The organism is Pectobacterium sp. A5351, assembly GCF_028335745.1.
In the GTDB taxonomy this organism is placed as follows: Bacteria; Pseudomonadota; Gammaproteobacteria; order Enterobacterales; family Enterobacteriaceae; genus Pectobacterium.
The window spans coordinates 1,547,756-1,567,746 of record NZ_CP116477.1; the positions used below are offsets into that span (position 1 = coordinate 1,547,756).

At 49.3% G+C, this 19,991-nt stretch carries 17 protein-coding genes, 2 tRNA genes and 3 pseudogenes; 12 read left to right on the forward strand and 10 right to left on the reverse strand.

What is annotated here, in order from left to right:
• Nucleotides 1-402: 402 nt before the first annotated feature.
• From O1Q74_RS07355 to hxsA, 6 genes are all read left to right on the forward strand, one after another.
• Entirely contained in the window at nt 403-744 is a 342-nt protein-coding gene (locus O1Q74_RS07355) for a hypothetical protein (RefSeq protein WP_271877642.1), read from the forward strand.
• A gap of 83 nt (nt 745-827) precedes the next feature.
• Nucleotides 828-2,188, forward strand: a protein-coding gene (locus O1Q74_RS07360; RefSeq protein WP_271877644.1) for an IS3 family transposase whose coding sequence is annotated in 2 segments (ribosomal slippage) — nt 828-1,302 and nt 1,302-2,188 — 1,362 coding nt in all. Because the reading frame shifts where the segments join, the coding sequence is not laid out codon by codon here.
• A gap of 338 nt (nt 2,189-2,526) precedes the next feature.
• Entirely contained in the window at nt 2,527-2,802 is a 276-nt protein-coding gene (hxsD, locus tag O1Q74_RS07365; RefSeq protein ID WP_015730161.1) for a His-Xaa-Ser system protein HxsD, read from the forward strand.
• A complete protein-coding gene (gene hxsB, locus O1Q74_RS07370; protein ID WP_271877648.1) occupies nt 2,799-4,193 on the forward strand; it encodes a His-Xaa-Ser system radical SAM maturase HxsB in 1,395 nt (464 codons plus the stop codon). The genes hxsD and hxsB overlap by 4 nt, the downstream gene beginning before the upstream one ends.
• The gene (gene hxsC / locus O1Q74_RS07375; RefSeq protein ID WP_271877650.1) at nt 4,186-5,298 is read left to right on the forward strand and encodes a His-Xaa-Ser system radical SAM maturase HxsC; all 1,113 of its coding nucleotides are present in this window, start codon (nt 4,186-4,188) and stop codon (nt 5,296-5,298) included. Before hxsB ends, hxsC begins: the two co-directional genes overlap by 8 nt.
• On the forward strand, nt 5,295-5,951 hold the full coding sequence (gene hxsA / locus O1Q74_RS07380) for a His-Xaa-Ser repeat protein HxsA (protein ID WP_271877652.1): 657 nt from the start codon (nt 5,295-5,297) through the stop codon (nt 5,949-5,951). Before hxsC ends, hxsA begins: the two co-directional genes overlap by 4 nt.
• Before the next feature lie 122 nt (nt 5,952-6,073).
• Here the strand turns inward: hxsA and O1Q74_RS07385 are convergent, their stop codons facing one another.
• The gene (locus tag O1Q74_RS07385) at nt 6,074-6,253 is read right to left on the reverse strand and encodes a hypothetical protein (protein ID WP_039506826.1); all 180 of its coding nucleotides are present in this window, start codon (nt 6,251-6,253) and stop codon (nt 6,074-6,076) included.
• 241 nt (nt 6,254-6,494) lie between these two features.
• Here O1Q74_RS07385 and O1Q74_RS07390 point away from each other — a divergent pair.
• A pseudogene (locus O1Q74_RS07390) lies at nt 6,495-7,683 on the forward strand (IS4 family transposase).
• Between the two features lie 50 nt (nt 7,684-7,733).
• Here the strand turns inward: O1Q74_RS07390 and O1Q74_RS07395 are convergent.
• The 3 genes from O1Q74_RS07395 to mtfA form a co-directional block, all read right to left on the reverse strand.
• On the reverse strand, nt 7,734-9,011 hold the full coding sequence (locus tag O1Q74_RS07395) for a tyrosine-type recombinase/integrase (protein ID WP_271877655.1): 1,278 nt from the start codon (nt 9,009-9,011) through the stop codon (nt 7,734-7,736).
• A 179-nt stretch (nt 9,012-9,190) separates the two neighbouring features.
• Nucleotides 9,191-9,266 (reverse strand) — tRNA-Asn (locus tag O1Q74_RS07400).
• A 110-nt stretch (nt 9,267-9,376) separates the two neighbouring features.
• On the reverse strand, nt 9,377-10,174 hold the full coding sequence (gene mtfA / locus O1Q74_RS07405) for a DgsA anti-repressor MtfA (protein WP_271877657.1): 798 nt from the start codon (nt 10,172-10,174) through the stop codon (nt 9,377-9,379).
• Between the two features lie 108 nt (nt 10,175-10,282).
• Between mtfA and O1Q74_RS07410 the strand changes: the two genes are divergently transcribed.
• Nucleotides 10,283-10,372 (forward strand) — tRNA-Ser (locus O1Q74_RS07410).
• Between the two features lie 57 nt (nt 10,373-10,429).
• Here the strand turns inward: O1Q74_RS07410 and O1Q74_RS07415 are convergent.
• Nucleotides 10,430-10,681: a lysozyme inhibitor LprI family protein gene (locus tag O1Q74_RS07415; protein ID WP_442953129.1), complete on the reverse strand. Its 252-nt coding sequence runs from the start codon at nt 10,679-10,681 to the stop codon at nt 10,430-10,432.
• Between the two features lie 287 nt (nt 10,682-10,968).
• On the opposite strand from O1Q74_RS07415, the gene O1Q74_RS07420 reads away from it, so the two are divergent.
• Complete coding sequence (locus tag O1Q74_RS07420) at nt 10,969-11,136, forward strand: YqaE/Pmp3 family membrane protein (RefSeq protein WP_271877659.1); 168 nt, start codon at nt 10,969-10,971, stop codon at nt 11,134-11,136.
• Nucleotides 11,137-11,300: 164 nt separating this feature from the next.
• Here the strand turns inward: O1Q74_RS07420 and O1Q74_RS20255 are convergent.
• A pseudogene (locus tag O1Q74_RS20255) lies at nt 11,301-11,456 on the reverse strand (3-carboxy-cis,cis-muconate cycloisomerase); the annotation flags it as partial.
• A gap of 296 nt (nt 11,457-11,752) precedes the next feature.
• Here O1Q74_RS20255 and O1Q74_RS07425 point away from each other — a divergent pair.
• Nucleotides 11,753-12,028: pseudogene (locus O1Q74_RS07425) on the forward strand (UTRA domain-containing protein); the annotation flags it as partial.
• A gap of 147 nt (nt 12,029-12,175) precedes the next feature.
• On the opposite strand, the gene O1Q74_RS07430 reads toward O1Q74_RS07425, so the two are convergent.
• Nucleotides 12,176-13,648 (reverse strand): sensor domain-containing diguanylate cyclase, encoded by a 1,473-nt coding sequence (locus tag O1Q74_RS07430; RefSeq protein ID WP_271877660.1) that lies wholly within the window; start codon nt 13,646-13,648, stop codon nt 12,176-12,178.
• 273 nt (nt 13,649-13,921) lie between these two features.
• Between O1Q74_RS07430 and O1Q74_RS07435 the strand changes: the two genes are divergently transcribed.
• Nucleotides 13,922-14,836, forward strand: a complete 915-nt coding sequence (locus O1Q74_RS07435) for a lipid kinase (RefSeq protein ID WP_271877663.1) — start codon at nt 13,922-13,924, stop codon at nt 14,834-14,836.
• Nucleotides 14,837-14,905: 69 nt separating this feature from the next.
• Here the strand turns inward: O1Q74_RS07435 and O1Q74_RS07440 are convergent, their stop codons facing one another.
• The 3 genes from O1Q74_RS07440 to moeA form a co-directional block, all read right to left on the reverse strand.
• A complete protein-coding gene (locus O1Q74_RS07440) occupies nt 14,906-15,505 on the reverse strand; it encodes a nitroreductase family protein (protein ID WP_271877665.1) in 600 nt (199 codons plus the stop codon).
• A gap of 70 nt (nt 15,506-15,575) precedes the next feature.
• A complete protein-coding gene (gene moeB / locus O1Q74_RS07445) occupies nt 15,576-16,364 on the reverse strand; it encodes a molybdopterin-synthase adenylyltransferase MoeB (protein ID WP_271877669.1) in 789 nt (262 codons plus the stop codon).
• Nucleotides 16,365-16,366: 2 nt separating this feature from the next.
• Nucleotides 16,367-17,602, reverse strand: coding sequence for a molybdopterin molybdotransferase MoeA (moeA, locus tag O1Q74_RS07450; protein WP_271877671.1), 1,236 nt, complete (start codon nt 17,600-17,602; stop codon nt 16,367-16,369).
• 478 nt (nt 17,603-18,080) lie between these two features.
• Here moeA and O1Q74_RS07455 point away from each other — a divergent pair, with 478 nt between their 5' ends.
• The gene (locus tag O1Q74_RS07455) at nt 18,081-19,982 is read left to right on the forward strand and encodes a dipeptide ABC transporter ATP-binding protein (RefSeq protein WP_271877677.1); all 1,902 of its coding nucleotides are present in this window, start codon (nt 18,081-18,083) and stop codon (nt 19,980-19,982) included.
• Nucleotides 19,983-19,991: the final 9 nt, after the last annotated feature.

Below are 19,991 nucleotides of genomic sequence, written 5' to 3' on the forward strand. Positions count from 1 at the left end.
GAGCGGGAGGCAAGTGGCTACTTAATGGTATACGGGATGTTGCTTCCAATTCTGAAGTCGATTATTCGTTATTTAATTTGGCTGTCTGCTAAGAGCTATGAGTTTAGCGGATCGATGAACTGCATTGTAAGAAGTGGTTGCGTTATTGAAACGCAGCCACTGACACTGAGAGGTGTATGAATGGCACGATAAAAAAAGAGGGCTGAAATACCGAGAAGCCTTTGCTACAAGGGCTTCTCGCCGGTTACGTTGGTTGCAATTATCTTACGTCTGATGTAGATTTAATCAACAGGTGTCAAGAGAATCATCCGTTAATTTATAAGCTGCGACGGCATTATCGTAGCCTCTCAACCCCGATGGGGTCGCCGTAATGACATTTGTGTTAACGGCTAAGGTGGAAACATGCTCAACTATCATGACAATACGCGTTCAATGCAAACGATCCGTACCAATACTGCGGTTATCGACAGCTTTCCGATGCGTTTTCACAATAATGAAGATGCTGTCGAAGTGCGCCGTATGTTGTCCCGTAAAACAGCTGACCGCCAGCACTTCATCGTCACGTTCAAAAGTGATGTAGCTCGTGCAGAACAAATTTCTAATAGTACCTCTCTTGTTACTCCGTTGGCAGAAGTGGTTGTTCGCAACAATAAGTTGCGCTTCGTCCTAAAGCCACAAGAGCAGTATCCAGAGATTGCGAACATTAAAGAGTCAGTAGTTCCTAAAAGAGTCAGTAGTTCCTAAAATTGAGTCTGCTGTTGTACAATTCATGAATATGAACTGACCCCCAAATGTTGGATACCCAACAGAGTAAGGTGCAGTTTTTTATGGCAAAACCTAAGTATTCCCTCGAACTCAGACTCGCAGTCGTAAACCACGTTCTCTCGGGCAGCGACGGAACCCATCGCACTGCCGAAATTTTTGCCGTCGAAAGAACCTCAGTTCGACGCTGGGTCAGAGCCTTCCAGCTTCACGGTATTGATGGCATTACCTGGAAAAACGATATCCACTCTGCAGAGTTCAGACTGGTGGTTGTCCATGCTGTGCTCAACGACGCGCTTTCAATGCGTGAAGCTGCAGCCCGCTTTAATATTTCCAATGAAACGGTTGTTCGTCGCTGGGCCTCCGTGTACAACGATGCCGGACCGGAAGCACTCCGGAATATGAAACGCGGCAGGCCTCGGGAAATGACCAGGAAAACCCCCCCTCTTTCTACTGATACCGATATGGAACAGCTGTCTTCTGAAGAACTCCGGGCTGAGCTTCGCTATCTGCGGGCGGAGAATGCTTATTTAAAAAAGCTGAAAGCCTTGGTTCAAAGCGAAAAAAACGGCAAAAAGCCCAAATCATCAGCGAACTAAGGCAAGAGCATGCCCTTAATGACCTCCTGCGTGCCGCAGGCATGTCCCGGAGCACGTGGTATCACAACATCAGAGCGATGAAGCGAACGGATAAACACGCCGGACTCAAGGCCAGAATCAGTGACATATACCGCCATCACAAAGGACGTTACGGCTATCGCCGAATCACACTCTCTCTGAGAAAAGAGGGAATAGCAGTGAATCACAAGACAGTACAACGCCTGATGGCAGAACTGTCACTCCGCTCTGTTAGTAGAGTGAAGAAATATCACTCGTGGAAGGGAGAAACAGGTAAAGCAGCACCTAACATCCTTAAGAGAAACTTCTGGGCGTCAAAGCCTAATGAAAAATGGGTAACGGATGTTACCGAGTTTTCATTGCAGGGTAAGAAGCTGTATCTGTCGCCAGTTCTCGATCTGTTTAACAGGGAAATCATCTCCTACAGTCTGTCCGAAAGGCCGGTCATGGATATGGTGAATGCGATGCTGAGAGAGGCTTTATCAGTGCTCAGTCCGGAAGACACTCCGCTGCTGCACTCGGCTCAGGGATGGCAATACCGAATGGCAGGTTATCAGGAAAAGTTAAAAGCAAAGGGCGTCGTGCAAAGCATGTCGCGCAAAGGAAACTGCCTGGATAATGCGGTGATAGAGAACTTCTTTGGTACGCTGAAAACGGAGTGCTTTTACCCTGGCCAGTTCGGCAGCATTGAAGAGTTGAAGCAGGCGATAGAGGAATATATCGATTACTACAATAATGAGCGGATAAGCCTGAAGTTGAAAGGTCTGAGCCCGGTTGAATACCGGACCCAGGCCTTAAAAGCCGCGTAACATGAACCGTCCAACTTTATGGGGTCAGTCCATCTTTAGCCTGTGGCTTTCTGACTTCGATGAAGGTGCAGAACAACGCTTTACATTGATCAATGACCTACCCACTGGTATGTAACATGTCATAAACTGAATATGAGTTAGTTCAAATGAACTAAAGTAATATTATTACCTTGCTATTATTTTCATCCAAAACTCTTGGATTGATTATTTTTTAGTTTTCGCATGGATCTTTTTCAATAGTAGAGCTATATCGTATAAGCAGTATTTTAAAAATCATTAGCATAAAAATATTTTAAATCTGTAATTTTTTCAATTGTTATTAATTAGACAGGACAGCAATGTTTATAAAAACTATAGAAAAAACAAACCATTCTGAGTGGGTGGTGAGAAATAGTTTGTATTGGATGTCTGCTTACACAAGATGGCAACTGGGGGCAGATGACAACGACTGGATCGTCTCTTTTGAGTCTTTTGACGACACCATCAAGTTTGAATTTGAACGCCTCCTGAATGATTACAAGCTCCGCGAAGCTCATCAAAGCCATACCGGACATATCAGGGCTTCAATCATCTCCACGGTGCTGAGAAGCATTGATGCGAGGCTGACCGAATGAAGCCAATGCCATTTAACTTTGACAGGTTGAATGATGGCAGGGTATTCATCAGCAATCTGGCTGGTTTCCATCACTTCATCACTAACGATGAATTAGAAAGCCTTTCCTGCAATAAATGGTCGCCGGAGTTCCGGTCTAGCGACATTCTGGAAAGTAAGCTTTTCATTGCCCACGATGCTTCGGAAGACCTCGCTTCTGCTTCACTCAGTTCAGGATTTGCTAAACGGCTGATGAGTGATCTGGCTGTCAGACCGATTTTCATGATTGTGCCAACATTGCGGTGCGATCATACCTGCAAGTATTGTCAGGTCAGCCGGGCGGCAATCGGGGCGGAAGGTTACGATCTTGATCCGCTTCTCATCCCTGATATCGTTCAGACCATTAAAAAACTGTCTTCGCCTCCCTATAAGATAGAAGTGCAGGGCGGGGAGCCTTTACTCCGGTTTGATCTGATCCAGAGAATATACGCTGAGTGTGAAAGAACTCTGGGTCAACAATGCTTTGAAATGGTGATTGCCACGACGCTCTCACTGCTTGAACCGTCCATGATGGACTGGGTTAAAGAGCGCAATATCACATTCTCCGTTTCTCTGGACGGTGGTGAGGATATCCACAATAAAAACCGTCTCCTTGCCGAAGGTAAATCCTATTCAAAAGCCGTTGCGGGGATGCTGGCGGTTCGGGAGCAGCTTGGTGCAGGTCGCGTGGCGACAGTCACGACCGTTACCAAGGCATTGATCCAACATCCGGGGTCAATTATTGATGCCCATCTGGGATTAAGCTTGACGGATATCTTTGTCAGACCCGTTAGCCCCTACGGATTTGCCCATAAAGAAAGTTTCACTTTCTCGATGCAGGAATATTTCGACTTTTACGCCGCGTTGATTGACGAAATTCTGTGGCATAACCAGAAAGGCACTGCGGTGGTTGAACACTCAGCCGCGATACATTTAAAGCGGATTTTCAATCCTGGTTTTAGTGGCTATGCCGATCTGAAATCCCCCAGTGGCGTCGTATTGAACTGTATTCTCTTTAACTATGATGGCCGTGTTTATGGCAGCGACGAAAGCAGAATGCTTCAGAAGGTGAATGCAGATGCAGATTTTAGTGCCGGGGCTGTTTCAGAATTGTCTTTTTCTCAAAGTCCCTACTATCAGTCAGTCCTGAATTCATCGTTCAATTTTGCTCTACCGGGTTGTGATACCTGTGCTTACCAGCCATTTTGCGGTGCTGACCCTTGCCAGAATATCAGTGTTCAGGGAGAGCCGGTAGGCGACAGAAGCCGCTCCATCTTCTGCCAATATCATAAGGGAATGTTCCGGTTCCTGATGAATGCCATTGCTCAGGATGGACCTACCGCAACGATGCTGAAAAGGTGGGCTTATGTCTGAGGTGCTAAGAAACGATATCTTCCGTTTTACGGTAAAAAACACGGTTGAAATGGGTTTCTATCGGCTGTGCAAAAAGAAGCCCGTTGACCCACAGTTTTTTCTGCCAAATTTACTGATCCAACCTTCTTTTGATGATGGTGCGGCTGCCCCTTATTATGCAGGCTCTATCGTCAGTAATCAGCTATACGAGTCCGTAGAAGATGGCGATATTGGCGTTGTGAATAATGGCAATATGCTCAGAGTGATTTTGTCTCGCAGAGCGAATCATAATACGGTCCTTGTGACGGAAAGATGTAATAACCGATGCCTGTTTTGTTCTCAGCCACCAAAAACACCCAATGATGACTGGCTTCTTACACAGTCTGCCCTTGCGATTGCGGCATTTAACTTTAATGGGCTTGTCGGGGTCAGTGGTGGTGAACCGCTGCTATATGGCGAAGAATTTCTCTCGTTTCTTGATTTCGTTATTGATAATGCTCCTGATACCTCTCTGCATGTATTAACCAATGGTCGACAGTTTGCTGATGCTCGGTTTGCTGAAAAGGTGAGGGAACGAAGCAAAAGAATGAACATCACCTTTGGGATCCCACTTTATTCTTCACGACAACACATTCATGATCATCTAGTGGGGAGTGATGGTGCTTTCAGGGACACCGTTAAAGGTTTAATTAACGCTGGAAATTCAGGTATCAACATTGAATTAAGGATCATCCCAACAAAGGCGAATTACCACGATCTTGCTGACGTGGTGGAATATATTGGCAGGGTTTTTTCTAACATCAGTCAGATCTCCATTATGGGATTGGAATCTATTGGCTGGGCAAGAAAGAACTGGGATGAGATTTTTGTCAGCCACGATTCATATGCGACCTCTCTGTCCTTAGCTACCGACACGGCCAACAGAGCGGGGATCCCGTTGGTGATATTCAATTACCCATTGTGTCACTTACCTGAATCTCTGTGGGATTATTCAACACAATCCATTTCTGACTGGAAAAACTACTATCCAGAAGCGTGTGAGCCATGCAGTAAAAAATCATCCTGCGCAGGTTATTTCTCCTCATCAAAAGGCCGTTTTCATCAAATGCCGAGACCAATACTATGAAAAGATTAAAGTTAGCCTCTTTATTACCTGGGTTTTTAGCACTCAATAACTCTGTGTGGGCCAGTGATGCCGCGATGAATATTGAAGAGTTTGGCTACTCTTCGTTAAATGATCACGACCTTGTGCTTGCACCGCTCAATACCGAAGTGCCTTTTTATATTGCCGGTCATCGAAGCCACAGTTCTCATCGTAGCCACAGTTCGCACAGTTCTCACCGTTCTTCATCCGGTGGTGGATATTACGGCGGTAGTGCTACGCCATACTATCCCCGCAGTAGTGATTCATCTTCCGGGAGTAGTAGCTCAGGAGTGACGTCATCACCGTCTTCGCCAGCGGCATCTTCACCTTCGACGAGAGCACTACGTTCAGATAGTGGGAACTCTGTAAGCTCTTCAAGATCGGGAACGAGCCAAAATACCAATACCTCCATGAATGGTGTCTCTTCCGATCAGGAAAAGAGACGCAGGCTTATCATGCGTGTGCAATTTGCCTTGTTTGATAAAGGCTATTATGAGGGCATCATTGATGGCGTTATGGGACCAGGAACCCGATCTGCTATAAGAACATATCGAATTAATAAAGGTCTTCCTTTACCAGCCACTGAAACGTTAGATACCCAGTTACTGAATTCATTAAATGTGCTTGCACGGTAATTATTTTAGAGAAGGTTATTTATGGCTCACAACTGATGATTCTATTGATGGAAAAGGATCTGGCTAGAAATATAAATATATACCAGATCCATTTAACAGAGGGGGATTGAGATGCATTTACATCATTGGGCTGGTATAGCTTCTGTCGAATGAAAATCCTGATAGAGCCAGTCGAGCCTTTCCCAGAGGATGAACGTCAGAATTTCTTTGACCTGTGGCTGCTTGGTTTCGATAACGGCATAGATCAACGCTCTGCACTGGTCGATGATTTCTTCCTGCTCTAAAGGCGTGTTATCGAACATAGCCCACCTCCACAACCTCTCGCCAGAACAGATTAAAATAACGTTTAACGTGTTTAAGGTGCTTATCCAAAAGGGAATTGCTAAACTTACTGATAGCCATGTCGTTAGTTTCCTTAACGGTGTGGTTAGCCCCTGCCTGGTAGTCGCATACCTTTCAGGCTGAGGAATCCCCAGAAAACAAGACAGGCATAGAGTTTTATGATCTACTGATTTTCGCCAAAAAATTCAATGAGATCACCCTATGCCTGTCCGTAAAGTATGCCAGACTTTTTTCCGTCACGCTTTAGCTTCAACACATCAATATCGACAACATGCGCTTATTGATTCCACCGCTGCGTTGATAAGCGGTGCCACGCTTTCACTCACCTGCATCGGGCGTTATTTACCCGGCCCTGCTCGCGTGAAAGATAAAATAAAACGGGTTGCTCGCCTTTTGGGAAACACTGCGCTTCATCACGATATCCCGAAAATATTTAATCAGATTACATCCATGATGACCAAAAACATGCTGTGTTATTGCCGTCGACTGGAGTGGCTATCCCTCCCAGGCTTTTCATGTCCTGCGTGCCAGCCTTGTCTGTGATGGCCGCGCTATCCCCTTGATGAGTCAGGTGGTTCCGTCAGAAAAGCAAAACAATATTTTGATACAGAAAGCCTTTCTTGACGCGCTTGCCTGTGCTATTGCCCCGCAAATGAAAGTCACCCTCATCACCGACGCGGGCTTCCACAATGAATGGTTTCGGCATATCAAAGCACTGGGATGGGACTTTATTGGTCGCATCCGGGGAAACGTAAAATTTTGCCTTCATCATGGCCCGGAACGCTGGCTGAACGTGAAAGACTGTACTGGCACGGCGCGCGCGGAATATCTGGGAGCCGGAACGCTGGCGCGTTCAAAAAAGGCGCAATGCAACGGACATTTTTATCTTTATAAAAAAGCGCCGAAAGGCCGAAAAAGCCAACGTCGCAAAGGGAAACCGAGCCATCCCACAACAGAAAAAGAACAGCGTGCGTCAGCTAAAGAGCCGTGGCTGCTATTTACCAGTACTGATGAATTCAAGCCCCATGAAATTATGAAACTCTACAGCAGGAGAATGCAGATTGAACAAAACTTTCGCGATGAAAAGAGTGAGAGATTTGGCTTTGGCTTACGCGCCTGTGGAAGCAAAACGGGTGAGCGGCTTTGGGTGCTGAGTTTGCTGGCAACACTGGCATCAATTGTTCTCTGGTTATTAGGATATCATTTTGAAAATAAAGGTCTTCATCTTCATTATCAGGCGAACAGCCTTAAAAGTCGAAGAGTGATATCGTTTTTGACACTGGCGGAAAATGTACTGCGGCATTCACCGCGAATAATCAGGCGAGTGAAGCTGGAGAGTATTTTAGCCCAACTCACCAGCACCTACCGAAATATGGTGCTGGTTTATTAGCGGTGATTTTGTGGGGATCCCTCAGCATGAAGGGGCTAAAAGGGCAGGGGTTATTGCTTCCTGTTGGCAAACTCAAACGGGCTAACTACTCCATTGCGGTTCGCATCCAGAAAATCAGCCCACCATTGCAGCATCAGTTTACGCTGGTCAAGATGACTGACTTTATGGGTGCAAGCAGATCTAACGGTGTTTTTCTCTTTATGGCTCATTTGAAGCTCAACCGTGTCTTCGGACCATAATCCTGATTCTGTCAATGCACTACAGGCTAACGTGCGAAAGCCATGCCCACACAGATCCGTTTTAGTGTCGTATCCCATACGCTGAAGGGCTTTATTGATAGTGCCTGAACTCATCGCAGAATCACTGTCGTAAAACCCGGTGAAAATAAACCCGTCACCCGCTTTTTCACCATAGGTAATCTGTTTAACCTCTTTCAAGATCTCAACCGCCTGCCTGCACAGTGGAACAAAATGCTTTCTCTTCATTTTGGCACCACGACCAGAGAGTTTTACCCCTTTAACTTCCTTCCGTTGTTCAGGGATAACCCAGAGCGATTTTTTGAAGTCGATTTCACTCCATCGGGCAAAACGTAACTCACTTGACCTGACAAAAACCAATAATGTGAGCCTGATCGCCAATTCTGTTAAAAGCCCCCGACCACGGTAGTTGTCGAGTTTTTGTAAGAGATCGGGAATTTCATAGATTTCGATAGAAGGGCGGTGTGCTGTCTCACCTTTTTCGATAGTGCCTTGCAAATCATAAGCAGGGTTATAACTGATGATCTTCTGCTGGACGGCGTATCGCATGATAGAGGTTGTATACTGCTTCAGGCGCATGGCGATGTCGAGATAGCCTAATTTCTCAACTTTTCTGAGGGGGATGAGTAAATCGCTGGCATCAAGACCTGATACATCACGATTTCCCAGATCTGGCAGGAGGTAGTTTTCAATGCGTCTCCAGACCTTAACTTTGTAGTCTTCTGACCACTTGGTTTTGGTCTCAGCCCATGCACGAGCCATTACAGCAAAGGAGCGAGGCTCATCGTGTGTTCCTTGTCGCTCCCGGCCTGATTTTTTTCTGGCTCCGGGATCAATCCCATTAGCAATCAGCTTACGCGCTTCATCACGACGCTCCCTTGCGTCAGTCAAAGAAATAGCAGGGTAAACCCCCAACGCTAACAGTTTTTGCTTCTGTGCAAAGCGGTAGGAAAGCCGCCAGTATTTAGAGCCGTTCGGGTGGACAAGCAGGTGCATACCAAGACCATCAGTAAGCTTGTATTCTTTCTCAAGAGGTTTAGCTTTTTTTACTTTGGTGTCAGTAAGTGACATAGATTCTCTTTCCTTTTTGTTGGTATAAGGAAAATCTAACCAGAACTACCAAGAAATCTACCAACAAAATTGCTGGATATAGGTGTATTTCAGTGGATGTTAGTAGACAAGAGAGGGGAGACAACTGATTGATTAAATGCAAAAATGTAGACGCCCGTAGGCATCTACATTCTTTAATTTGGCTCCTCTGACTGGACTCGAACCAGTGACATACGGATTAACAGTCCGCCGTTCTACCGACTGAACTACAGAGGAATCGTGTGAACGGGGCGCATAATATCTGCCACCCGTGGCACTGTCAACGGCAAAATCAGCTTTATCGTCTGACTGTCTAGGCTATGTACAATTTGCTGTTTTTTTATGAGTTAGTAGATGGATGGCGCACGGTAGTTGACGCTGCTTTGCCAGTTTTTTAGGCGAGTGAGCGGATCTTGTCGATAGAATTTTTGGAAGCAGCGATACAGATCGGGGAAACGATCGTCGAGCAGTTCAGGCGCGCTGAAGAAGTATTCCGACAGCACCGCAAAGCACTCTGCCGGATCGTGGGCGGCATAGGGATCCATACTGGTGGCTTCTTCACCGACCAGATCGATCTCTTCCTGCAAGGCATCCATCGCGCCGTGCAGATGTTGTTCCCAGACAGCAATATCGCGCAGGGGAATCAGGGGAACGCCGGTTGCTTCGCCGCTGCTGCGAATATCCAGCTTATGTGCGACTTCATGGACGATGAGGTTGAAACCGGAGAGATCGAAGGAGTCTTGCACTTCTTGCCAGTTGAGGACAATCGGCCCCTGATCCCAGCTTTGGCCGGACTGCACCATCTTCCCCTTATGCACGAGCCCGATGTCATCCTGCCACTCTTCCTCAACAATAAACGGGCCAGGGTAAATCAGAACTTCATGGAAGCCATCCAGCGCATCCATTCCCAGCGACAGCACCGGCAGGGAAAACAGCAGGGCGATGCGCTGCTGCATGATGTCCGTTAACGCCAGCTCCTGCAACGGAATCAGGCGCTTTTGCTTCAGAAACTGCTCGGCAAGGGCGACCAGTTGCTGAAGCTCTTCATCGCTTAAGGGCGCGAGAAGCGGAATGGAAATCGCAGCTTGCCAGTGTTCAAGCGTCTGCACCTGAGGTTGAGTGTTTTTCCACGGCCATTTAATCATTGTTATTGCTCGTTAAGTCGTCACTTGAATTTAAAGGCGAGGCGTGTGTTGTTAAACCAACTAGCTGTTAACATGCCGTAAAAGCGCGCATCATGGCAACTGCTAAACGGAGAGATGCCGGAGCGGCTGAACGGACCAGTCTCGAAAACTGGAGTAGGGGTAACTCTACCGGGGGTTCAAATCCCCCTCTCTCCGCCACTATTCAAACACTTACCGCGCGTTTAGTCTGTGACGCTTTCCACACTTGGCAGTGGCTTAAAATGTGCAGCTCAAATCCCCTTCTTTACAACTTAGTATGCTTTTGAATTCTTTTACACGATCGGCGGTTTTCTGCGTCAGGCACTGGGAATACAGCATGCCATGGATCGAACCTCCTGTTGTCTGGAAAGACTGAAACTCACAGTCAGCGTTGCGATAGGCAATCCATTTTCTCTGGGCTGATTTGAGCAATGCTTTGTGCTCTTCAATCACCAGGCGTTTGACGACATCCTTAAGTTCGCCATCCACTTTTTTATACTCATTAGCCGCACACTGACCCATGTCTAGCTGTGTACTGACGTGGTCACAGTCTGCTGCTATGGCTTAAGCTAAGGGTAGTAGAGCAAAGAGGGCAATAGCGAATTTTTTCATTCTTTACCCTTTGTAAACAGTCGCTACGTATAAACATTTATTATACCAAGACTGCTCATTTTTCCACCTGCCGCAAAGATTAATCCCAATTATTTCGGTGGATACTGACAAATCCCAAATGCTGAACTATTTTCAAAATTAATTATCACGTTACGGAGGTTGATATGGGATTTTGGCGCATCGTTTTTACTATTCTTCTGCCACCACTGGGCGTGTTATTGGGGAAAGGTGTTGGTGGGGCATTCATTCTGAATATTATTCTAACGCTGTTAGGCTATTTTCCTGGGTTGGTGCATGCGTTTTGGGTTCAGACGAAAGATGATGGTATTTAATGACCGAAAGTCTGACGAGTATGACGAAATAACGGGGAGGCATGTTGCCTCCCCGTTATTTTTACGGATGAGCCTAGTAGGCGATTAATAATAGTCAATCAGTTTCCACCACGCTAAGCCGACGATAAAGATCAGGGCAACGTTAAACGTGAATGAGGCCGTTTAGCAGGAGGCCTGATGAGGCACGCCTGCGCGCTGGTCGGTGCGATTTCTACTTCCACATACTTACGGACAAGTTCCCGGTCATCGAAGATCGCCCGCATTTCCGAGGTACCAAATGAATCACGGAAGAGAACTGAATTAAGTACATTCGAGTCCATAATGTCTCCTGAAACGAGTGTATTAGCGATAAAATGCAGGCTATATGCGCGATAATAAGATGAAACGTGCTTACCTGTGTAGCGGTATGGCCTGAAAGGCTAAATGTACGGACAAGTAAGAAACGCAGTTGAATGTCATTTTGTAATGCAGGGCATCAATCTTGATTAAGAGCGTGAGCCGATGAAAGAACCCTTGTATAAGCGTATTGCCCGTGAACTCAGCTAGCATATTATGCCAGGCCGGTATCCGGCGGCCATTGATCCCCCCCGAGTTGGAACGCTGTGTGCAGTATCCCGTGAACCTGCATATTGCCAGTATTCGTGAAGACAGCGAGAAAAAAGACGCTCCGATATGCTGGACTGATAGCTACGTTAGCCCGGATTATGCCAAGGTCAAAAGTCTGGTACGCAGCGACCCGTTTGCTTTGATTAGCGATTTGATTGAAAAGCATTACGGCGTACAGGGTGAAGAGGTGCGCCAGACGATTTCTGTCGTTGGCGTACCGGCCAAAATAGTGAAAACGTTGGGCGTTGACGCAGGCTATCCGGCATTAAAGATAGTTCGCCATTATCTGGACCCCTCAGGGAACGTCTTTGAAACCACGGTATCGATTCATCCGGCGGACCGATATACCTGCTCTATTACGCTGAAACGCCAAACTGAGCATTATCGGGTTGATGCCTGCATGATGCATGCCGGCACGATTTTTTCCTTGTCTCTACTGCGCGTGTACCACTCGATTGCGCCCCTGTTGTTTAGCCTGATAAAGCGCGATATCGGCGCGGTTTATCAGCATACTGAGCGTTTCGCCTGCCCGATATTCCGCGACACCGCAACTGACCGTCACCTGAATGGTGCCTTCACGATAGGGAATTGGGGCTATCTCAATACTATGCCGTAGCGCTTCGGCGCGCTGAAGCGCCGCGTTGATATCACAATCGTCGAGCAGAATAACGAATTCCTCACCTCCCCAGCGACAGGATTGGTCGCTGGCGCGAGTGTTGCCTGACAAGAGGGACGAAACCCCTTGCAGGACGAAATCGCCGACGTTGTGGCCGTACTGGTCATTAATTCTCTTGAAGTGGTCAATATCAATGAGAAGAATGGAGAGCGATTTGTGCTGTAAGGCATTTTTCGCACCGAGGCGGCGGAATAAATAATCAAATGCCTGACGGTTCATCAGGCCCGTTAATTTATCTGTTGTGGCCATTTGTTCCAGTCGGCGTTGATAGCCGCCAATGGTCAACCACAGCAGGAAGAGGAAGAGAACGCTGACGAACGTGCTGATGCCCAGATTTTTAAGCAGCGTGGCGAATAGCCGCTTCTCACTGGGGTGGCTGGTTTGCTCTACCATCAAATACCAGTCGAATTCAGGGATTAGGCGGGTGTTAAGGAAAATATGTTCCCCGTTTGACTGGTATTCATACGCTCCGCCGGGAGAGGTCAAAATCGTGGTCGCGATCCGATTCAGCCCCGGCTGTTGCTGAATTTGCAGCGGGCGAGTGTAGGTTTCCCCGTGTAGCGTAATATCGCCTTCTTTATTAATGAAATAGATTGTCCGGCTATAGCGCTGTTCGTATTTCTCAATGAGGTGTTTAACGCGCTCAACTGGAATGCCTACGCCAGTAATGCCAATAAAATTGTCTTCATAATCCATGACCTTATGGTTGATGAAAATGTCGAGACGCGTGCGTTCTTCTGGGTCGACGCGGAGGTCGATGGCATAAGGCATCGTGTCGGATAAGGTTTTGTACTGGAAATACCATTGGTCGTCTGGGGAATCTTCCGAGACGGTTTTGAGAATGCGCTGAGGATCGTAGTAGCGCTTGGTTTTATCTGAAATAAAAAACGAAAATACGGTATCGAAACGGCGATCGATCTCTCTCAGATAGCGGAACATGGCCTGCGGGTCGCTTTCGTCTTTCAGGACCCAATCGCGTAAAAACGTATCGTGCGCCATCAGCGATGAAATAAAGATAGGCTTTAACAAATCCTGCTGGATTTCAGAGTAGACATTATCACTGGTCAGCGGCAGGGTATTTTCTTCGATTTCTTCTTCCAGTGATTCTTTCGCCACTTCATAGCTAGTCCAACTGATCACTAAAAATGCGCCGAGCAGCATGGAGCCGAGTATGACGATTGCGCGTGTTTTATCCAGCCAGCGTGAGTGATTGATGAATCCGGTCTGCAAAATGATCTCCCCAAAGAAGCATTGATGGGATAGGTGAATAAGCCTCTGTTTTCACCTAAAAATAGTGGTGCACGTGCTACTGGAATAACGGTGTAACAAAGCGGGCAAAGGAATCACTGACTCGTAGGGTTCAGTATAGTGGTTTCAGTGTGGAAGTATTAGCGCAGATTGTCGGAACGTAATGTTTTGTATTTTATTGTGGGCTTGTTAAAGCTCTCTTGTCGGTTTGCTCATCCCTATGGTTAGATTTAATCAAACAGTGACGTTGGGTAGATGACCATGAGCCATTATTCAGCAGTGAAGGAATCAGGCCCAACAGCGCTTTTATTGATTAATAAGCAGGCGCGGAATGGCGATTCCTCTGCGCGCTATGTGAAAGAGCTATTACAGGAAAGCCGGATTAACATCGTCGAACCGGATGAAAACGCGCTGGGTTCATGCAGCGATATGATACGCGCGTACGCGGGTCGGGTGGATTTTGTCATTATCGGCGGTGGCGATGGGACATTAAACTCCGCCGCGCCCGGCCTGGTAGATACCGGGTTGCCACTGGGCGTGCTGCCATTAGGGACGGCGAATGACTTTGCCCGTACGGTGGGGATCCCCAGAGAGATTCGGCAGGCTGTGCAGGTTATCGCCAACGGGCAGCGGCGCGCCGTTGACTTGGGTGAGGTCAACGGGCATCTGTTCTTTAACGTTTCCAGTATTGGGTTTTCTGCTGCATTGGCGCGCGGGCTGTCGGCGAAATCCAAGAAACGGTGGGGGACATTAGGCTATGCGCTGGCGGCTTTTAAACTCTTGAAACAAAGTCGTCCTTTCCGCGTGGAGATTGAGCATGACGGCATCAAAGAGAGAGTGAGAACGGTACAGGTGTCGGTGGGGAACGGGCGTTTCTACGGCGGCGGCATGGCGGTGGCAGACAGTGCTGCGCCCGATGATGGCCGGCTGGATGTATATAGTCTGGAGGTGTCCCACTGGTGGGAAATAGTGGCGCTGATTCCCTTTATCCGTAGGGGAACGCACGGGCGCTGGCGTAAAGTCCGTGCCTTTTCCGCCAGACAGCTTACGTTGAATACCCCGAGTCCGCACGATATCAATGCGGATGGCGAGCTGATTGGCAAAACGCCAGCGGTATTCGGGATCAGAGAAAAGGTGATTCAGGTTTTTGCCCCACGGGTGCCTGGTTAGCGCCTGAATCTAAAACCAGCAGGGGCACCCAATGGTGCCCTGTTGGTTTATAAAGAATGCGTCAGCGGATTATTTAAATACGCGGAAACGTTCTTCAAAGGAAATATAGGTTTTCTCACCAGCCGGCTGCTTGATTGAGCCAAATGGCATTTGAGCACGCAGCTTCCAACTGGCTGGCAGATTCCACTGTGCTTTCACATCATCGTCGATCAGTGGATTGTAGTGCTGGAGCGAGGCACCAATTTTTTCCTGCGCCAGCGTAGACCACACGGCAAACTGGGCAATACCGGTTGAATGTTCAGACCAGACCGGGAAGTTATCGGCATAAAGCGCGAATTTTTCCTGTAGTGCTTCGATCACGGCGGTGTCTTCAAAGAACAGGACAGTACCCGCGCCAGCGGCAAAGGAGGCCAGTTTGCTTTCTGTTGAGGCGAAGACGTCCGCGGGCACAATTTTTTTCAACTGCTGTTTAACAATATCCCACAGTTTGTGATGCTGCTCGCCGAACAGAATCACAACGCGTGAGCTTTGCGAATTAAAAGAGGAGGGGCTTTCATTAACGGCTTCGGTAATGAGGGCGGTAACCTGATCTTCTGATATCGGTAATTTATTGCCGATGGCATAGATTGAACGACGGGCCTTGATTGACTGCAAAAAAGCATTACTCATGGTGTGTTCCTCAGTTTACGTGATGACTTACCTTAATACTGTGTCACCGATTTTTCTGGTGTTCAATGGGTTATCGTGCCGGGGGGGAGTCTTTTCCTTCTGCGGCTTGTTCGCCGCAGACGTTGCAGTGCGGGTTTTTTGGCAGCACCATTTCACGAAATTGCAGCGTCATCGCATCGAACATCAGCAATCGCCCAGTGGCCAGTTTGCCGTAACCGGCCAGCAATTTAATCGCTTCCAGCGCTTGTAAACTCCCAATAGTGCCTACCAGAGGGGACATCACGCCTGCTTCGACGCAGGTTAGCGCGTTGGCACCGAACAAACGGCTGAGGCACTGATAGCAAGGTTCATCGGGCTGATAGGTAAAGACGCTGATGTGGCCTTCCATCCGAATCGCCGCCCCGGAGATCAGCGGTTTCCTGAGCTGAAAGCCAATGCGGTTTAGACGATTGCGAATGGCGACATTGTCGGTACAGTCCAACACCGCGTCGTGTTTGCTGACGAGTTCGCTCAGCGCCTCGTCATCGAGATCGCCATCAACCGTATCGAGCGAAAGGTGCGGATTCATATCGGATAGCGTCAGACGCGCTGACTCGACCTTTGCCATACCGATACGGGCATCACGATGCAGCACCTGGCGTTGCAGGTTAGACAGAGACACGGTATCAAAATCCAGCAGCGTCAAATGGCCGACGCCGGCGGCGGCCAGATACTGCGCGGCGGCGCAGCCTAGCCCACCGAGTCCGACAATTAACAGATGCGAAGCCTTCAGTTTTTCCTGTCCGTCAAAATCAAAGCCGCGCAGCACAATCTGTCGATTGTAGCGCAGCGTCTCTTCATCGCTCAGCTCCGGCAACATACTCAGTGCCCCAGCAGCGCGTTGAAGGGCTCGATTTCGACCCATTCGCCAGCGGCGACGCGACCGCGATCTTGCTCCAGTACGATGAAGCAGTTACCGAGGCTGAACGAGCTGAAAACGTGTGACCCTTGATGCCCGGTGGTTCTCACTTCCAGTTCACCCTGTGCGTTACGGCTGAAAATGCCGCGCTGGAAATCGGTACGCCCCAGTGTTTTTTTCAGTGTGCTGGTGGTTTTGACGCGAACCCGTGGCGGCAGACGCCATTGCGTATAGCCAGACAGGCGGGCCAGCAGTGGCTGAACCAGTTGATAGAACGTCAGCGCAGCAGAAACCGGATTCCCCGGCAGGCCGCAGAACCAGGCGTGTTGCAATTTGCCGAAGGCGAAAGGTTTACCGGGTTTGATCGCCAGCTTCCAGAAGTGGATATCGCCCAGTTCATCCAGCATTTGCTTGGTGTAATCCGCCTCGCCAACGGAAACGCCGCCGCTGCTAATCACCAGATCGGCAAGTTGATCGGCCTCGTGGAACGCAGCGCGCAGCGCGGCCGGATCGTCGCGGATAATCCCCAGATCGTGCACTTCGCAGCCCAGCTGTTCCAACATCAAACGGACGGCGAAACGGTTGGTGTCATAAATCTGGCCGTCTGCCAGCGGTTCGCCGACGGGTTGCAGCTCATCACCCGTTGAAAACACCGCGACTTTCAGGCGGCGCACCACGTCAATCTGCGCAATCCCCAGTGATGCCAGCAGCGGCAGCTCCGCCACGCCCAGCTTGGTGCCTGCGGGTAACACGCTGGCACCCGCCTGAATATCTTCTCCCGCCAGACGAATATTCTGGCCGGGTTTTACCTCATGGGGAAAGCGGATGCCGTCCTCGCTGACTTCAGCCTCTTCCTGCATGATCACCGTATCAGCTCCTGCGGGAATCGGCGCGCCGGTCATGATGCGAATACAGGTTCCGGCAGGCCAGTCGCCAGTGAAGGGCGCGCCAGCGAACGCTTTTCCAGCTAGCGGCAGCGTTGTTGAAGCGGACAAATCGGCGCAGCGTACGGCATAGCCATCCATTGCGGAATTGGCGAAAGGTGGGACGTTAATCGGGGAGGCGATGGCATGGGCGGTAATCCGTCCTGCGGCGTCGAACAGGGATACGCGCTCTGTCTCGGTAAGGGAAGGAACCTGAGAAAACATGTTTTCCAGAGCTTGTTCAAGAGTCAGTAAACCTGCGTTAACGCTTTCCATCTTCACTCCACAGTGTGTTTCATCAATACGACTGATTTTATTAATATGACTTATTCCATCAGTAAGAATCGTGTTGCGGCAACGCGCCGTTCATAGGCGAAAACCCGTTTCCTATGCCAGTATTAATTATGTCAGAGTTCGTCACGGGGGTGAATGTATGCAGGTCAAGGAATGTGCCTTTTGGCGCATGAATCCTCGTTAGGCGGTAAACTACAGAGCCTCGGTGCCAAAGCGTCGGTTTTTGCCCACAACGCGAACCATTTCGGGCAAAAATGGGGGAATTTGTATGAGGCATCGTGCCTGATGATACGTCTTTATTTCAATTAACCTAATGTTATAAAAGAAATTTTTCACTGTATTGATTTCAGTTTCCGCTTTACATCATACCTTGCGCTAAATATAGTCGAAAATCGCTGGTAATTTGCCCCTTACCGCGTTGTGCTGATTCCAGCCACATTTATATGGAGATTCGCCGTTCATGTTGCCCATACAGGATCATTATGCCTCGTTGTCTTCCCCTGTCCCGGGGCTTGTTTTGCCTGAAAAACGGGTGGTGGAAGTACGCAACCTGAGTGTGTGCTTCGAACAGCAGGGGCAGAGGATGGACGCGGTACGCAATTTGACATTCTCTGTCGATCGGGACGAAACGCTGGCCATCGTCGGGGAGTCGGGGTCGGGTAAGTCAGTGACGTCGCTGGCGCTGATGCGGTTGGTTGAGCATGCGGGCGGTGTGATTCATCAGGGCGATATGCTCTTTCGCCGCCGCGATGGGCACGTGCTGGATCTCCGTGGAGCGCGTCAGCGGATGATGCGCACATTACGTGGCGCGGATTTGGCGATGATTTTTCAGGAACCGATGACGTCGTTGAATCCGGTTTTCCCCGTTGGTGAACAGATAGCCGAGTCGATTCGTTTGCATCAGGGGATGGATAGACGCGCTGCGCGAGCGGAAACCCTGCGTATGCTGGATCTAGTCAGAATACCGGAAGCGCGCAACGTGCTGGGTCGCTATCCTCACCAGCTTTCTGGCGGCATGCGCCAGCGGGCCATGATTGCGATGGCGCTCTCCTGCAAGCCGTCGCTGTTGATTGCCGATGAACCGACGACCGCGCTGGATGTCACCATTCAAGCGCAAATTCTGCAACTGATTCGCGTGCTACAGCGTGAAATGGAAATGGCCGTGATTTTCATCACCCATGACATGGGCGTGGTGGCGGAAGTGGCTGAGCGCGTCCTGGTGATGCACCGTGGGGAAAGCGTCGAGGCGGGAAGCGTTGGGCAGATTTTTACTGCGCCGCAGCACCCGTATACGCAGGGGTTATTAGCCGCGGTACCCACATTAGGGGCTATGCGCGGTCAGCCGTTTCCGGAAAAATTTCCGCTGCTGGCTCAAAACGCAGTCCGTATTGCGGATAACCTGCCGCAGGATACGGTGCTCGTGGATGCGGCTCCGATCTTACAGGTTAGCCATCTGGTGACGCGTTTTCCGATTCGTAGCGGTTTGTTGAATCGCGTGACGCGGCAGGTACATGCGGTGGAAAACATCAGCTTCGATCTCTGGCCGGGCGAAACGCTATCGCTGGTTGGTGAATCAGGGTGCGGTAAGTCTACGACTGGCCGTGCGCTGCTCAAACTGGTTGAAAGCCAGCAGGGCGACATTATCTTTAATGGGCAGCCTATTCATCAGTTGAAAGGGGCGGCGTTACAGCGCCTGCGGCGTGATATTCAACTGATTTTTCAGGATCCCTATGCGTCACTGGATCCGCGTCTGACGGTCGGCTTTTCGATTATGGAACCGCTGCTGGTGCACAACATTTGCCGTCGGCAGGAGGCGGAGAAGCGTGTGGAATGGCTGTTGGCACGCGTAGGGTTAGAACCGGAACATGCCCGGCGTTACCCGCATGAGTTTTCCGGTGGTCAGCGTCAGCGCATTTGCATCGCCCGAGCGCTGGCGCTGAATCCGAAAGTGGTGATTGCGGATGAAGCGGTATCTGCATTGGACGTGTCGATTCAGGCACAAATCATCAATCTGATGCTGGAACTGCAACGTGAGTTCGGCATCGCGTTTTTATTTATTTCACATGATATGGCGGTGGTCGAGCGTATCAGCCATCGCGTGGCGGTGATGTACATGGGGCAGATTGTCGAGATTGGCTCACGGCAAGATGTCTTCGAGCGGCCTCGTCATCCTTATACCCGCAAGCTGATGTCGGCAGTCCCGATTGCCGATCCCTCATGCCGCCAGCGTGAGCAGGTGCTGCTGGTTGATGAAATACCCAGCCCGATTCGGGCGCTTGGCGATGAGCCGATCACGGTGCCACTGGTGCAGGTAGGTGAACGACACTTTGTTGCGCACCATCCGATAGCTGGCGCTTATTGACAGGGATTC

Bases quoted from the DNA above. Each gene is read 5' to 3' on its own strand.
- moeA (WP_271877671.1), bottom strand. From the start codon at position 17,602: ATGGAAAGCGTTAACGCAGGTTTACTGACTCTTGAACAAGCTCTGGAA.
- O1Q74_RS07355 (WP_271877642.1), top strand. From the start codon at position 403: ATGCTCAACTATCATGACAATACGCGTTCAATGCAAACGATCCGTACC.
- O1Q74_RS07420 (WP_271877659.1), top strand. From the start codon at position 10,969: ATGGGATTTTGGCGCATCGTTTTTACTATTCTTCTGCCACCACTGGGC.
- O1Q74_RS07395 (WP_271877655.1), bottom strand. From the start codon at position 9,011: ATGTCACTTACTGACACCAAAGTAAAAAAAGCTAAACCTCTTGAGAAA.
- hxsB (WP_271877648.1), top strand. From the start codon at position 2,799: ATGAAGCCAATGCCATTTAACTTTGACAGGTTGAATGATGGCAGGGTA.
- O1Q74_RS07385 (WP_039506826.1), bottom strand. From the start codon at position 6,253: ATGTTCGATAACACGCCTTTAGAGCAGGAAGAAATCATCGACCAGTGC.
- O1Q74_RS07455 (WP_271877677.1), top strand. From the start codon at position 18,081: ATGTTGCCCATACAGGATCATTATGCCTCGTTGTCTTCCCCTGTCCCG.
- O1Q74_RS07440 (WP_271877665.1), bottom strand. From the start codon at position 15,505: ATGAGTAATGCTTTTTTGCAGTCAATCAAGGCCCGTCGTTCAATCTAT.
- hxsC (WP_271877650.1), top strand. From the start codon at position 4,186: ATGTCTGAGGTGCTAAGAAACGATATCTTCCGTTTTACGGTAAAAAAC.
- hxsA (WP_271877652.1), top strand. From the start codon at position 5,295: ATGAAAAGATTAAAGTTAGCCTCTTTATTACCTGGGTTTTTAGCACTC.
- mtfA (WP_271877657.1), bottom strand. From the start codon at position 10,174: ATGATTAAATGGCCGTGGAAAAACACTCAACCTCAGGTGCAGACGCTT.
- O1Q74_RS07435 (WP_271877663.1), top strand. From the start codon at position 13,922: ATGACCATGAGCCATTATTCAGCAGTGAAGGAATCAGGCCCAACAGCG.
- hxsD (WP_015730161.1), top strand. From the start codon at position 2,527: ATGTTTATAAAAACTATAGAAAAAACAAACCATTCTGAGTGGGTGGTG.
- moeB (WP_271877669.1), bottom strand. From the start codon at position 16,364: ATGTTGCCGGAGCTGAGCGATGAAGAGACGCTGCGCTACAATCGACAG.